This is a genomic window from Pedobacter paludis (assembly GCF_003173575.1).
Lineage (GTDB): Bacteria > Bacteroidota > Bacteroidia > Sphingobacteriales > Sphingobacteriaceae > Pedobacter > Pedobacter paludis.
This window is the reverse complement of record NZ_QGNY01000001.1, coordinates 21,024-37,130: the sequence shown is the minus strand read 5'-3', so window position 1 is coordinate 37,130 and position 16,107 is coordinate 21,024. Positions and strand designations below refer to the sequence as shown.

Here is a 16,107-nt window from a genome sequence, read left to right as displayed (position 1 = left end):
GCATTTAAAAAGTATCTCTGTAATACTATTTCGAACGCCCTGGTTTAGGAAATACCTGATTTGTATTTGCCCAGCTTCTCCAAAGTCCTTCCAATTCTTTAACTTTTGCTGGGTTTTGTTTGGCCACATCGATTGTTTCTGCTTTATCTTTTGATAAATCGAACAAATGCCAAGTGGTGTCATTACTTAACGAAACCAATTTCCAGTTCCCGGATCTGGCATAACGGGCACCGAAATGTTCGTTGAAAAGTGTGGCATGCCCAGCACTCTCTTTACCCTTTAAGGATGGAACTAAACTTACGCCCGAAGTCGGAAGAATGCTTTTCCCTTTAAAGGTAGTCGGATATTTTGCTCCAGCCAATTCAACAAAGGTTTTCATAAAATCCATTACATGTCCGCGTTGATTGCTATAACTTCCTTTTTTGGCTTTTATGCCTTGAGGCCAATAAGCAATCATTGGGGTATGAATACCACCTTCAAAAGATTCTGCCTTAGCATATTGATATGGTGTGTTGGCAACATTTGCCCAAATGCGTCCGATAGAACTGTAGGTAGTTTGCGGGCCTGGCATGGCCTGTTTTTTAGTGGCATAAACAATCGGAGATCCTGTTCGGGTCTCGCTTGGACGATCAAATCCTGGACCGTAAGCAGCTGCATTTTCTGGACTTGCTCCATTATCCGATAAGAAAATAATAATGGTATTATCTAGCTTTCCGGTTTTGCGTAAAGCATCAATAATCCGACCGATTCCTTGATCCATTCTATCAATCATGGCCGCGTGTACAGCCATTGCTTCTGCATCCCAAATCTTATCCGGATTGTTCTCCCAAGTAGTGGTACGGCCCAGTGGCTTCGACAATTTTGTTGTATTCGAATCGATAAGACCAAGCTTAACCATTTTCTTGTATCTCGCCTCTCTAATCACATCCCAGCCACCTTTATACGTGTCTTTATATTTTGCAATATCTTCTGGTTTTGCCTGCAAAGGCCAGTGTGGTGCATTTTGAGCTACATATAAAAAGAAGGGTTTATTGATTTTCTTCCATGAATTTATATAAGCTACAGCGGTATCGTTAATCGCGTCGGTTTGGTAATAATCTTTCGGAACCGTTTTAATCGGTTTTGTTCCGCTCACTAAACTAAATGGATCGAAAAAATCTACAACGCCCCAGATGGTCCCAAAAAACTGATCAAAACCGCGGCTTGTTGGATATTGGCTTATTGGAGAAAAATCGCCGAAATCCTTTTTATGATTTAACCATTCCAACTGCTCCTTCGGATCTTTCTGCACAAAGGTATTGGATACATGCCACTTCCCAGACATCGCCGTATTGTAACCAGCAGTCTTTAACACTTCGGCAATGGTTACCGTATTATCCGCAAGGCGGCCTAAATAGCCAGGCTCATCTTCGGCTTCAGTCATTTTGCCAATTCCCGCTTGTTGGTTATATAAGCCGGTAAGCAGAGATGCTCTAGTTGGACAACATCTAGAAGTATTGTAAAACTCCTTATAACGTAAACCATTGTTTGCTAAAAAATCTAGATTGGGCGTATTAATTTCGCCACCATAACAACCGGCATCTGAAAAACCCATGTCATCGGCCAAAATGACTACAATATTTGGTCTTTCTGGCTTTATTTCCACTTTGGTTTTCTTTGGATTTTTGTCAAAAGCACTCAAAAATATCAACGCCGATCCAGAGACGACGGCTAAGGAGAGGAATAGTTTTTTCGATTTCATTTTTAATAGATATATGTTAAAAGATTTTATTTTTTACCGTTTAGCGCTTTGATGGTTTTCACTTCGTTTTCGCTAAAAGGTGTTTTATCTTGCTTATAGATATCGTGAAACCACAATTCGGGCTCTTTTCCACCCGGCATTGGCGTATCCCAAGCATAAATTGTATTGGTTTTTCCCGATACAAATCCCCAGTTAATGGCACCAACGTTTTCTGCTTTTAACATCGGTAAAATGGTTTGAAACAAACTTCCGTTTCTTCTGGCCATATATTCAGTACACACTAAAGGTCTTTTATAAACTTTCAACTCAGCGATTTTAGCCTGATGACGATCGATATAACCGTAATGGTGATAGGTAATCACATCAGAATTCTCCAACTGAAATTTGTTGAGGTTTTCAAAGTTATTGCCATAATTCCAAACACCTGCTGTAAGGGGCTGACTTGGATTTACAGCTTTGGCCCAGGCAAAAACCCGTTTCAATAAATTTAAACTTTTATCAACATAACCGTTATTTCCTGGCTCATTATACAAATCCCACATGGCTACTCGTTTATCATCCTTATGCACCGTAATAATATCCTTTACATAAGCCTCAAGCATTTTCAAACTGTCTGGATTATTTCTAATATCTGTTCCAGGATCGCGTAGCCAACCGCTATTGTGTACTCCAATTTTTGGCTCTGGCTGTTTTCCCGGGGCATATTTATCGTTCCAGCAATCATCAAAAAAAACAAGGATGGTTTTAATATTGTGTTTGGAAGAAATGTCTAAATAGTTATCCAATCTTTTTTTGAAACCTTCTTTATCGGATGTCCAGGCTACGTGATGAAGAAATACCCGCATGGTATTAAAGCCCAGTTCCTGTGCCCATCCCAATTCCTTATCAATCTGGTTTGGATCGAAAGTAGCGGCCTGAAACATTTCCAATTGGTTAATGGCTGATGCCGGTTGATAATTACAGCCCGTCATCCAAGGTTGTTTTTTGTACCAGGCATTTGCCTGTTCGGTTGTCCATCTGCTCTGCGCAAAGGAAGTGCTAATGCTCAAGCACGTAATTAAAATAAGTAGGTATCTCATAATGTATTATCTATTGTTGCTAATGTAACTAAAACGTTTTAATACCCAGGGTTCTGTGTGCAAAGTTTATTTGCATCTAATTCAGATTGCGGTATTGGAAATAAAATCCGATGGTCTTTTGCATTGGTAATGCCTCTTGCAACAGCATTGCTTATTAATTTTCCTTGACGGATTAAATCCTCTCGGCGTTTACCTTCGGATACAAACTCCCATCCTCTTTCTCTTAATATGGCATCTCTAAATAAATCTTTAGATGCCAAATCTGTCAAAGTAAGGCTAACAATTCCCGCTCTTGTTCTTACTTGATTAAGCAAACCTATATTCTCAATTGTTGGCCCTGTTACTTCGTTCAAGGCTTCGGCACGGGTTAGCAAAATATCTGCATAACGCAAAACAGGCACATCCGTTCCGCTGTTATTTCCTACAGTTGCATTATCCCAGTATTTGAAACTTCTGGCATTGTCTCCTGTCGATAAATCGACTGTTGCATTGCTTGTGTTTACATAGCTTGTGCAGATTAAAGAAAGACGCTTATCTGTTGGAGCAAATGTGTTTGTAAATGCTGTTCTTAAGCGATACATCGTAGCGAAATTCGACATCGATGCTGTGTAAACATAGTTTGGAAACTGCGGACTGCTTTTATATGCTGGCGGTAAAGCACCTGCCTGAAACCAGTTTCCAAACGGATCTTCAGGACGGCATTGCAAGGCTAAAATAATTTCTTTATTTCGCTCATTTTCAACTCTAAACAAGCCTTCAAATGAAGGAAATAAAGAGTAATAGTTAAAGTCGATTACAGCCTTTGCCGCATCAGCAGCTTTTTGCCATTGTTTTGTATTTAAATAAAATTTGGCCAAAATTGCGTAAGCCACACCCTTGTTGTATCTGCCAAAGGCAACCTCCGCTCCGGGATTTGGCAAATCAGGAATCGACGAGGTAATATCGGCTTCGATAAAATCTAACATCTGCTGGTTAGTTGCTTTAGCTAAAGCGCCCGTTTGTGTTTCTGGAGTTCTTAATGGCACGGGACCAAAATTGTTGTAAAGAATCGCATAGGCTTGTCCCCTTATCACTCTTGCCTCGGCAGTATATAATTTTTTATTGGCATCAGTCGTGTTTACCGCAGCAATGTTTTGGATCACATTATTGGCATCGCGAATGGCTCTGTAGTTTGGTGCCCAAAGGTCATCAAAAAATGTTCCTGTTGTTGGATCCCAGGTGTAGTTAATGAGTGTAAGTAAACCACCATTTTCAGCGCCACCTGTATCATAGCCAACATCGGTACTCATTTCTGCACCATTAATTACCCAGCGTGAATTGGTTTGGGTTTGCGCCTGTGCATAGGCACTAAATAATAGCGACTTTATACCTGCATCAGAGGTTAAAACATTATCTGGAGAGAATTCCGAATTTGGAGATACCTCTAGCGATTTTTCGCACGAAGTAATCGATACCACCATTCCCGATAATAATATATATGTGAATATTCTTTTCATGTCAATCAATTTTTAAATTTTAAAGCTGAAGATTTATCCCGAAAGTGTATGTTCTAGAAAGTGGGTAAGAGTTGTAATCTACCTTCTGAATGTTATCTCCCAATGAGTTCGCTGCAGGGTCTGATCCAGAATATTTAGTCCAGGTGTATAAGTTAGATCCATTTGCAAATACCGATAAGTTGCTTACAAATTTGTTTTTGGGAAGTGGAACTTTAACGGTTAATCTCACTGCCTGTAATCTCAAATACGAGGCATCTTCTACCGTTCTGGTGTTTACCTGTCTTTGGCCCTGAACATCGTTTGGCAGGAAGGATGGATAATCATTTGTTGGATTAGTTGGTGTCCAACGGTTTAAATAGGGCTCCGCTAATTTATTTCTACGAAGATCTACAGGATAAAGGGCATCAACCAAACTGCTGTTTAACAGTTTTGCACCATGTGATCCTTCTAAAAATACATCTAGGCTAACAATTTTATATCCAAAACTTGCATTAAAACCATAATAAAGATCTGGCATCGATTTACCAATAATGGTACGGTCGTTAGCATCGATAATTTTGTTGCCATCTAAATCGCGATATTTTAAGTCACCAGGGCGAACGCCAGCTTGAGCTGTTGAAAAATTATCGCCTGTTTGCCAAACGCCATCAACAATATATCCATAATAAGAACCAATTGATTCACCTGGTTTTAAAATTCCCAGTGCTCCTATAGAACCTACACCTCCATAAATTACCTGGCTTAAATCGCCAAGGCTTAAAATTTGATTTTTAAGGGTGGTAATGTTAAAACCTGCATCAATGGTAAAATCTTTTCTGTTTAAAATTGATCCCTTTAACGAGAATTCAACACCTGTATTGCGCATACTGCCTACGTTTTGGGTTTGTGAACCAAAACCTGTACTGGCCGCCTGTGGAATATCATACAGTAAATCTGATGTTTTACGGTTATAATATTCGATACTTCCAGTTACTCTTGAGGTAAATAGACCGAAATCTAAACCCAAATCTACTTGATTGGCCGATTCCCACTGTAAATCTGGATTGGCGCTCCTTGTAGGATTTAAAGAGCTGTATCTCGTTCCGCCAAAAATGGCATTTCTACCTGCAGAATAGGTACTGAAATAAATATAGTTGGCATTGGGCTGATTTCCTGTGGCACCATAACTTACTCTTAACTTTAAGTCGCTTAAAATTTTGTTGTCTTTTAAGAAATCTTCATCATGGATTTTCCAGGCTACTGCAGCCGATGGGAAATACCCAAATCTCTTGTTCGGCCCGAACCTTGCAGAACCATCGGCTCTTAGTGATGCCGTTAATAAATATTTTCCTTTATAAGCATAATTAACCCGGCCCAAAAATGAAACTAGAATATTTTCTTGTCGGCTATTGCTTACCCCATTTAAGGTATTATCGCCTGTTCCCAAACCATCATAAGCTAAATCTGGCAATGCAAAAGACCTTGAGCTTCCAATCAATGCGCTCGAAGTGTAACGCTCATAAGTAGAACCTGCTACGGCAGCGATGCTGTGATCGCCAAAGGTTTTATTAAAATTCAAAGTGGCTTCACCCAAATAATAGGCACGCTTGCCATCGCGAACATCAGCATAACCATTGTACGAGGCTCCGGTTAAAGTAGTTGGATCAATCCAGAAATAACGCTCGCTATCGTTCACATCAGCACCTGCCCTAACCTTAGCCGATAAAGAAGGAATAAAATAATACTCTGCATAAATATTTCCAATTGTTCTGTAGGTATCGCCCATTCCATATTGGCCATTAATTACGGCAAGGGGATTATCCATCGGATTCATTAATGCCGAACGATTGTAACCGCCAGTTGCAGTATAAGGTGCAGCAGTTGGATCGTAATTTTGAGCCATATACAATGCGCTCGCATTATCATTTAAACCTACACCTGTAGCATTGTAATTATCTCTGCTATAAGATGATTCCAAGCTAATGCCCACTGCATATTTTTGCGCCACCGAGTGCTCTACATTTACACGGCCACTGTATCTCTTATTACCAGAATTTAACATAATCCCATCCTGATCGTACAATCCAGCTGAAATGTAAAACTTGGTATTGCCACCACCTCCAGAAAAGGAAACATCATGACTTTGGAGCGAGGCCGTTTTTAGCAACAAAGATTGCCAATCGGTATTGGCATTTGCACCTGTAACTCTGGTTGTAGATAAATTTCCCAAATCAATAATTCCGTTAATGGCCTGCGTATATTCATCGCCAGTCATAAAGGTTAATAAACGTGTGGCCTTTTGTGTACCAACAGAACCATTATAGTTTACCTTCAATTTTCCGGTGTCGCCTTTTTTCGTTGTGATAATTACTACGCCATTTGCACCCCTCGATCCATAAATTGCTGTGGCCGAAGCATCTTTCAAAATTTCTATAGAGGCAATATCCGATGGGTTTAAATTGTTCATCGCAGAGCGAAGATTTGGATTATTGGTTGTTCCGCCTGGAGCTGATCCGCCTATTGCTGATGCATCGTTAACTGGTAGACCATCAATTACATAAAGCGGACTATTGTTACCAGTTATTGAAGTAATGCCTCGAATTTGCACGCTCATGGCTGCGCCTGGTTCGCCGCTTTTTTGATAAATCTGAACACCAGAAGATCTACCGACTAAGGCCTGTTGAACATTCACATTAGCCCCTTTTGTAAGGTCGCTGGCTTTTAATGATGTTACTGAACCTGTTAAGTCGCTTTTACGAACGGTACCATAACCCACAACCACAACATCATCTAAATTCCCGGCTTCTGGTTCTAAAATAATATTTACGTTGGTTCTTTTATTTAGTTCAATTTCAATGTTTTTGTAGCCAACAAAACTGACTTGCAAAACAGCATTCGAAGCTGCATCGATTGCGAAGGTTCCAGAGGCATTTGTACTAACTACTATGGGTTGGTTTTTAACTTTTACAGTAGCACCAACTATGGTTTCTCCTTTTTCGTCTTTTACAGTACCTGTTACACGCGAGGTTTGGGCATAAACTGCGTTAGATAAACTGCCACATAAAATTAACAGTAACCCAAGCAATTTAAACAGCTGGTTTTTGTTTGCAAGCGGAAATTTGAATACCATTTTCGAAAAATCAAACTTTCGAGTTTTCATTTTTTCTTTCATTTTTAATGATGGTTAAGGGATTTAGGTAAAGTAAATAGCACCAACAATTGTTCGTTGCTACATACATGGCAATAAGAATTTAATTAATTAAGATTAATTTGGTTTTTAGCTGGTACAACAACAGCTTAATTTTGGATATAAAGCGTAAAAAGTTGCCGACTTAGAAGTGTAAATTGTATTCATAAAATAAGGATTGAGGCGCAAATATATAAAAACAATACAAAGTCTATAGTTTTTGTAGTTTTTTTTATCAGAAACCATTTATCTTAGAATATTTCATTTTTGCTTTAAGCTTAAAACCGAAAGTAATTTCAGGAAATTAGGTCTCTCTTTTTTTTGTAGAGCAAAAGTCTACGCCACCAGATTGGAGCTCATCAAGAAGCTTCTTTTGTAATTTTTTTTTCATAACGTTTAATATTTGGTTGTAGGTTAATCAAAGTAATATTTGATCAATCAAATAAAAACAATTGGTGTATTACATTCTGATCAATCTTTAGCGGATTTGTCTCAAAACTGAATGCTTATCTTTCATTCTGATATTCTAAGTTGGTTTATAAGCTTTTTAACATTCCAACAGAATCAAATTCTCTAAAGGAGACTTGCAACTCATCATCGATTTTTTAACTTTGGATACCAACTATGAGCCGCCTTCAGACCAGAATTTTTCTTTTTATTCTTTTACTGTTTGCCATTGGGCCAGCAATCGCTCAGCCCTATTACTTTCGGCACTATCAGGTAGATGAGGGCTTATCGCACAATACCATAATCAGTTTACTGCAAGATCGTAAGGGAATGATTTGGGTAGGTACAAAAGGGGGCTTAAATTCTTTTAACGGGCATAATTTCAGATCGTACTTTAATAGCAACAACAGCTATGGTACCATTGGAAACAATTTTATTAACTCCTTAAGTGAGGATAAAAATGGAATGATCTGGATTGGAACGGGCCGTGGCATTTTACGCTTTGATCCTGTTCATGAAGTTTTCTTTCAGATTCCCTTTGATGTTGCCGATGGAATAGAACAGATTAAGGTTGATACGGCCAATAACATTTGGTTTTTGAAAAGCAATACGCTCTGCAGATATAATCAATTAAAAAAACACCTCACCTATTTCCCTGGCATTAACGGAAATTCAATGGTATTTGATGCTGACGGTAAACTGTGGATTGGAAATCATGATGGTGAAATCTTCAAGTTTGATCCAGAAAAAAACAGCGTTTCAAACATCATCCAGGTACTGGATAAAAATCTGCCATATAACCAAAAACTTATCAGCAAGGTTTTGATATTGCAGGATCAGATTTTAATTGGCACCACCAAACACGGTTTGCTCACTTATAGTCCCGTTACCAGGAAAATTAAAGCGCTCTTATCTAAAAATAAAGATAATACGGATATTTATGTGAGAGACATCATATCCGCAGAACAAGAAAATTACTGGGTAGCTACAGAAGCTGGAATATATGTATATAATCTTAAAACACAAGAATTTACACAGCTGGAGAAAGTTCCGAGCAATCGGTATTCACTTTCTGATAATGCGGTATATTGTTTATTAAAAGATAAGGAAAATGGATATTGGGCGGGTACTTTTTTCGGCGGTTTGAATTACCTTTCGCCAGAAAACGTCAAGTTTGCCAAATACACCAACATTAAGGGAACAAATTCCATATCTGGTAATGCTGTTAGAGAAATTTGCAGTTATGATAACAAAAATATCTGGATCGGTACCGAAGATGCAGGTTTAAATCGGCTTGATCTTAACACAGGGAAATTTACACAGTTTACCACAACCGGGCTTGCCAATAGCCTTTCTTACCCAAACATTCATGGCCTTTTTGCCACAAAAAATAAGCTTTACATTGGTCCTTTTGTGCACGGTTTGGATGTTATGGATCTAAAAACCGGTAAAATTATAAAAAGACACGGTGTTATAGATTCTGGCGATGGCTTCACAAGCGATTTTGTGATGTCTATTTATCAAACTTCTGATAAGAAAATTTTAATCGGTACCATTCATGGTGGACTTTTTGAGTACGATGAAAAGAAGGACAATTTTAAGCGGCTTAATTTTATCCCTGAAAACTCCAATATCTACGCCATATTCGAAGATCATAATGGCACAATTTGGGTTGGCAGTTTGCAAAACGGTGTGTTTTATTATAACCCAAAAAGCGGCTTAAAAGGCAATATTAAATTTAATAAGGGAAATGGTTTCGACTATCAAATTCAGGGTATTTTAGAAGACAGTAACCATTTTTTATGGTTGGCTAGTGAAGGTAGCGGTTTAATTAGCATAGATCCAGATCGAAAAAAAATTGCAAAAATTACCACTGGCAATGGTTTGCCAAGCAATTATCTTTTTAGAATGCTCGAAGATGATGCACACAATTTATGGATCAGCTCACTTAAAGGGTTGATTTGCTTAAACTTATACACTAAAAAAATCAAGGTATTTACCAAGGCAAATGGCTTAATTACCGATCAGTTTAATTACAATTCGGCCTATAAAGACGTTAATGGAAAGATGTATTTTGGTACTGTTCAAGGACTTATCTCCTTTAATCCTGCTGATATTTTAGTAAAATCAACTGCTCCCCCATTTTATCTAACGGCGTTTCAGGTTAATAATGAAGAAGTGATTCCGGGTCAAAAAAATGCTGTACTTGCGCAGTCTATTCTTTATACCGATACGGTGAGTTTAAATTATAACCAATCGAGCTTCAATATCGAGTTTGCTGCTTTCAGTTATCCCTCACCCAAAACCATAGATTACTATTATCGCATGGCTGGCGTAGGCACCGATGGTTGGACAAATTTAAAGAATAATCAAAAAGCCTATTTTACTGATTTAGCGCCAGGGACTTACACCTTTATGGTTAAAGCCACTGATAACGCGGGAGGTTGGGAAAGCAAGATTCGCAAGTTGGTTATTCAGATACACCCTCCATTTTGGAAAAGCAGTTATGCTTATCTATTTTACATCCTGCTTATTCTGCTCACGTTTTACCTTTCGGCCAACTATTACCGTAAAATGCTTGAATCCAAAAATCAGAGAAAACTTCAGCTTTTTGAATTTGAAAAGGATAGGGAAATTTATCAGGCCAAAATTGAGTTTTTTACCAACATTACCCACGAAATTCAAACCCCATTAACCTTAATTAAAGGACCGGTAGAGCGTATTCTCGATCGTATAGATGAAGTGCCCGCTATTAAAAGAAGCTTGCAGATGATTGATAAAAATACCAACAGGCTACTTGCGCTCACCGCTCAGTTACTTGATTTCAGAAAAACAGAAATTGATCAATTCGGGCTAAGCTTTGTTAAGCTCAACATCACTCAGGTTTTAAGACAGGAGGTTACTGCCTTTAAACCAGAAATTGAAAAAAAGCACATTAAGCTGGAACTGAATTTCCCTAAAACGAGCTTGATAGCATTTGTGGATTATGAAGCATTTACAAAAATAATTAGCAACCTCCTTTCAAATGCCCTCAAATATGCTCGCTCTAAAATCATAATTGAACTATTGCCAGGTTTAGAAGGTACGGATGCATTTATAATTCAGTTTGCGAATGATGGCGATCCCATCCCTAAAGAGTTAAGGGAGAAAATTTTTGAGCCATTTTACCGAATGAGCAGAAATATAGATAAACCCGGAACGGGTATTGGTTTGCCAATTGCCAGATCTTTGGCAGAATTGCACAGCGGTACGCTAATTTTAGCCGAATACCAAAATGGATTAAATATATTTGAATTAACATTGCCTATTCACCACTCAATCGAGTTTAATTTAAGCAAGTGGAAAAAAATTTAACAAAAACCGATCTAATCTTAATCATTGATGACAGTGAAGACATACTCGATTTTTTGACGGAGATTTTTAGCGATGGCTATGATGTGGTTACGGCCGAAGATGCAGAACAGGCTTCAGCCATATTAAAGAACAATGTTATCGATTTGATTATTAGCGACATTATGATGCCCGGAATTGATGGTTTTGAATTTTGCCAGCAAATAAAATCAGATATCGATTATTGCCACATCCCGCTAATACTTTTAACATCTAAAAATACCTATCAGGCACAAATTGCTGGTTTGGAAGTTGGTGCAGATGCTTACGTTCAAAAACCTTTTTCTCCCGAATTCCTTTTACTTCAGGTGGCCAATCTTTTAAAAAACCGATTCAAAGTTAGAGAACATTTTGCCAGCACGCCTTTTGAAGATAGCTGGATTACTACACATCTTAAAACAGATGAAATGTTTATGAAAAAGGTAGAAGAATACATTCACCTAAACATAAAAGACACAAATTTAGAAATCGATCAATTGGCTTATCACATGAATATGAGTCGCCCCACCTTTTACCGCAAAGTGAAGGCAATTTCTGATGTTACACCCAAGGATCTTGTCAATATAGTTCGCCTAAAAAAGGCAGCCAAATTAATTGCAGAAAGCGACTTAAAGCTTTTTGAGGTAGCTCAGATGGTTGGGTATAACTCGCAAAGTATTTTTGGAAAAAACTTTTTAAAGTACTTCGGTATCAATCCGTTAGAATATGCCTCGCAATTAAAAAACGCATAGCGATAAATTTTTTTCGTATAAAATCCGATCAATTACTTGTCATCTTTACACCCACAACTTGGCGCTAATGCCACCTACACTGTATAGATATTTTATAGAAATTTGTGATGAACAACTACGTTTAAAACTAAGGTCAAGCTTTTTGATATCCAATAACTTAAAAGCGGTAGCGTTCTATATTATTGTAACAAAATAAAATTTACAGATATGAAAGTACAAATTTGGGCAAATTTAGGTGTTAAAGATGTAAAGAAAACCGAGGCTTTTTACAGCAAGCTTGGCTTTAAGAAAAACACTGGACCAGAAAGCGAAGAATTAACCAGCTTTTTATTTGGCGAAAAGGATTTTGTGATTCATTTTTTTAAAGAAGATAGTTTAAAAAATGGAATGAAGGGCGAATTGGCCGATTTAAAGCAAGGAAATGAGGTGATGTTTTCGATCTCTGCCGAAACCGAAGCTGAAGTAAATGATTGGGCGGTAAAAGTAAAAGAAGCAGGTGGCAATGTATTTAGTCAGCCAGAAAGTTTTCAGGGAATGTACGGCTGTGCCTTTGCTGATCCTGATGGTCATAAGTTTAACATTTTAAAATGGAAGTAAAAAAATCTTTCCTGAGCTAGATGGAGAGCGTCAATAATTTCTGTTATTTTCGCGGCCTAGAGTTCTACAATATGTCCATTACCAAAGCAACAACAGCAGATATACCTGCGTTAAATAAATTAATCAATTCTGCTTACCGTGGCGAAGAATCTAAAAAAGGCTGGACAACCGAGGAAGAAATTTTAGGTGGCATTCGAATTGATGAACCTGGTTTAGCCGGTTATTTTAAGCAGAACAACATCAGCATATTAAAATACACCGATCATAATGGCCATATTTTAGGCACTGTTAATCTTGAAGTAAAAAAGCCAGAGCTGTATTTAGGCATGTTTGCTGTATCTCCAGTATCACAGGGCAAAGGCATCGGTAAATTATTATTAACTGAGGCAGAAGCTTTCGCATTAAAAAATAAGTGCAGCCACATCGCTATAACCGTTATAAGTACACGCATAGAACTCATAGCATGGTATGAACGCCATGGTTATGTGCCAACCGGAACATCAATTGCATTTGAAGACATTAGTGGCCGCTTCGGCGAACCTAAACAGGCTTCAATTAGATTAATCTCAATGAAAAAGGATCTGGTTTAAAAAATTAGAAAAATTTTGAATTGATTTATGGTTTGGGATAAAAATTCCGTTGCGAATGATGGAATTGCCTTTAAGAACAAAAAGCAGCTCTTTAAAGAACTGCTTTTTGAATAAGGATGTAGAATTTTTCTTTAGGTAGATTATAAATTCTATTTTCCGAAAATCTCGGCCAGTTTCTGCGTAAATCCTTCGCCCCCTACACCATTTCCAACATATTTTGCAATAACATTACCTTGCTTATCTAAAAGTATTTTAGTTGGGAATGCAGTAACAGCAAATTCGTTAACGGCACTAAATGCTTTGATATTTTCATTATCCAAAACCTGAAGCCATGTCAAACCGTCTTTGGCAATAGCCTCCGTCCACTTTGAACGGGCAATTACCAAGTTATTTCCAGATTCTTGAGCAATGCCCACAATTTCGAATCCAGATCCTTTGTACTTGTTGTAAAGTTCTTTTAAATGTGGGTGGCTTGCTCTACATGGTCCACACCAGCTTCCCCAAAAATCAAGAAGAAAATATTTTCCTTTTAACGATTTAAAATCTATCGGCTTTCCATTAACATCCACTTTGTACTGAGCAAAAGCTAAAAGTTTATTCGTAGAAGCCTGAATAAGTGAATCGGTAAACTTTTGATAGAAAGCTTTCCCGTTTGGTGATGTTGCCGTTATTTTTGAAATCGTTTCTTTTAAAGCTGGAGAACTATACATACCGCTTGTGCTCATGTAGCTTAAAATCTGTAGTGCAGATTCACTTTTTCCTGTTGCTGCCAAAGCATTGGCATATGTAAACATTAAATTGGATTGAAAATCATAATTTTCTGGCTTGGTCATTACCAGACTCATCTGATCTGAAGAAATAACCTTACCTTTCCCTAAATATAATGGCCCAATATATTTAACCAGTTCACTATTTTGATTACTGTGCTTAAGCACTTTTGCATAAACCACTACTAAGGCATTATAAGCTTCATAAGATTTTCTGGATTTTAATCCCGCCAGGCCAATACTATCAATTATTGGTTTCAGCGTTTTACCTGCGTATTCAAAATTTCCGTTTTTGGTGGCCTGTTCAGCTACATGTAGGATGGCGTCATTCCGGTAATCTTTGGCTGTAAGATTTACCCACTTCTCCGCTGTTTTAAAATCTCCTAGTGCTGCATAATCTGTTGCCAAGGTAATCCGGGCATAATTATAACCGATTCCAGCAGACCTGCCAGTGTCGGGATATTGCTTCAGCGAATTGTTGTAAATTTCCAGCCGTTCGGGAATTCCCTTAACCAAATAAAAGCCCTTTAAAACGGGACTTGGTACATATACCGGTTTCTTCACACTATCTGCAGTTTTTGTTTGGCTAAAACCTTTAAATGCAAGTAACGCAAACAAAGAAAAAAGATAAACTATATTTTTCATCATGATGATCTTTATATTAATTAATTATTAATTCGAGTAACCTGGATTTTGAATTAATGATGGATTATATTTAATTTCATTAGCCGGAAAAGGGAAAAGCTTGGCTTCTGGTCTCCAATTGGGTGTATTTTTTAACACCTCATCTGCTTTACCTGTACGCTTCAAATCCAGCCAGCGATGACCAAATTCTTGAAAGAGTTCTACAAAACGCTCGTGTGCCAAAGTGCTTAAGAGGTCGGCCTGACTTATTGAAGGATTGGTTATGGCAATTTTGGTGATTCCCGAGCGGCCTCTTATAACGTCCAGATCTGAAATAGCCAAAGCTAATTTATTTTGTTGTGCCCTAGCTTCTGCCCGATTTAAATATACCTCACTGATCCTTAAGAATACCGTCCCTTCTGTTTTCGCACCTCCAGCACCACTGTTGATCTTATATTTAAAGGGGAAATTATAGGCTTTGGGTACACCTCCAGTGGTTATTGTATTTGTTTTAATCCAATTGGTTTTCCGAAGATCTCCCGGTTCAAATGTTGCATAAAGCGCATCAGAAATCTGATAGTTGGGTACACCTGTTGATATGAAAGAGAAAGCCTCATAAGTATAGTTAATGGTCGATATTGGGGGCATTTGCAGAATAGCTTCCTTGCTTCCAATCAAGAAAGTTTTACTTAAATCGGTTTCCAAATCGTAAAACTTACTAGCACCATTTAACGCATCTATAACTTCAGTTGCCATTAACTCGGCATTTACCCAATCTTGTCGATACAAATATACCCTTGATAATAACGCACTTGCCGAATAGCGATTTGCTCTAAAACGTTGTGTAGGATTTAAGTAGGGTGCTGGTAAATTGGTTTGAGCGAATTTTAAATCGTTAATAATTAATTCATAAACCTGAGCCAGTGGCGTTTTGGCGATATTGCTATTCGCTACGTAATCTGTTGTGGTTGGCATTGGTACATCTCCGTACATATTAATTAAATAAAAATACATCGCGGCACGAATAAACTTCGCTTCACCCATAAAACGAGCCTTGCCTGCTGCAGTCATGCCCGCAGGTGCCTTGGTAATCCCTTCAATTATGGCATTGCAAGAATAAATAATCGAATATAATGGGTTGTACTGATTGGCGTTGGCTGTTGTGCCTGCATTTACAGTATGGATAAAAAAATCGTTAAATTGGTTGGTGGCCACGGTAACAGTAAGCTCGTCTGAACTTACGCCCAAGGCAATTTGCAATCCGCCGCCAAAACCGGCGTTTACACCGCCTACCATGTTCAGATACAGATTGCGTACGGCGGCATCAGCTTTCGAATCGCTGGTAAATACCAAATCAGATGGAATGGTATCAATAGGTTCTGGAATGTCTACAAACTTTTTGCAACCAGAGAAGCTAAAACATACCAACATGATAATGCTTAGGCTTATTTTTTTGTAAATATGATTGATCTTCATAAT

At 38.1% G+C, this 16,107-nt stretch carries 10 protein-coding genes; 4 read left to right on the top strand and 6 right to left on the bottom strand.

Going from position 1 to position 16,107, the window contains the following annotated elements; translation table 11 throughout:
* Positions 1-25: 25 nt before the first annotated feature.
* From DF947_RS00150 to DF947_RS00135, 4 genes are read right to left on the bottom strand one after another with little or no spacing between them, the layout of a single operon-like run.
* Positions 26-1,741, bottom strand: a complete 1,716-nt coding sequence (locus DF947_RS00150) for an arylsulfatase (RefSeq protein WP_109927680.1) — start codon at positions 1,739-1,741, stop codon at positions 26-28.
* Positions 1,742-1,767: 26 nt separating this feature from the next.
* Positions 1,768-2,820 (bottom strand): glycoside hydrolase family 2 TIM barrel-domain containing protein, encoded by a 1,053-nt coding sequence (locus tag DF947_RS00145; RefSeq protein WP_109927679.1) that lies wholly within the window; start codon positions 2,818-2,820, stop codon positions 1,768-1,770.
* A gap of 38 nt (positions 2,821-2,858) precedes the next feature.
* A complete protein-coding gene (locus tag DF947_RS00140; protein ID WP_240615282.1) occupies positions 2,859-4,316 on the bottom strand; it encodes a RagB/SusD family nutrient uptake outer membrane protein in 1,458 nt (485 codons plus the stop codon).
* Between the two features lie 19 nt (positions 4,317-4,335).
* The gene (locus DF947_RS00135) at positions 4,336-7,467 is read right to left on the bottom strand and encodes a SusC/RagA family TonB-linked outer membrane protein (protein WP_240615281.1); all 3,132 of its coding nucleotides are present in this window, start codon (positions 7,465-7,467) and stop codon (positions 4,336-4,338) included.
* A gap of 639 nt (positions 7,468-8,106) precedes the next feature.
* Here DF947_RS00135 and DF947_RS00130 point away from each other — a divergent pair.
* The 4 genes from DF947_RS00130 (at position 8,107) to DF947_RS00115 (ending at position 13,237) form a co-directional block, all read left to right on the top strand.
* Positions 8,107-11,283: a ligand-binding sensor domain-containing protein gene (locus DF947_RS00130; RefSeq protein ID WP_109927678.1), complete on the top strand. Its 3,177-nt coding sequence runs from the start codon at positions 8,107-8,109 to the stop codon at positions 11,281-11,283.
* Positions 11,268-12,050 (top strand): response regulator transcription factor, encoded by a 783-nt coding sequence (locus tag DF947_RS00125; RefSeq protein WP_109927677.1) that lies wholly within the window; start codon positions 11,268-11,270, stop codon positions 12,048-12,050. Before DF947_RS00130 ends, DF947_RS00125 begins: the two co-directional genes overlap by 16 nt.
* Before the next feature lie 207 nt (positions 12,051-12,257).
* Entirely contained in the window at positions 12,258-12,647 is a 390-nt protein-coding gene (locus tag DF947_RS00120) for a VOC family protein (RefSeq protein WP_109927676.1), read from the top strand.
* 71 nt (positions 12,648-12,718) lie between these two features.
* A complete protein-coding gene (locus DF947_RS00115; RefSeq protein WP_109927675.1) occupies positions 12,719-13,237 on the top strand; it encodes a GNAT family N-acetyltransferase in 519 nt (172 codons plus the stop codon).
* Between the two features lie 149 nt (positions 13,238-13,386).
* Here the strand turns inward: DF947_RS00115 and DF947_RS00110 are convergent, their stop codons facing one another.
* Positions 13,387-14,652: a TlpA family protein disulfide reductase gene (locus DF947_RS00110; protein ID WP_109927674.1), complete on the bottom strand. Its 1,266-nt coding sequence runs from the start codon at positions 14,650-14,652 to the stop codon at positions 13,387-13,389.
* Between the two features lie 24 nt (positions 14,653-14,676).
* Complete coding sequence (locus DF947_RS00105) at positions 14,677-16,104, bottom strand: RagB/SusD family nutrient uptake outer membrane protein (protein ID WP_109927673.1); 1,428 nt, start codon at positions 16,102-16,104, stop codon at positions 14,677-14,679.
* Positions 16,105-16,107: the final 3 nt, after the last annotated feature.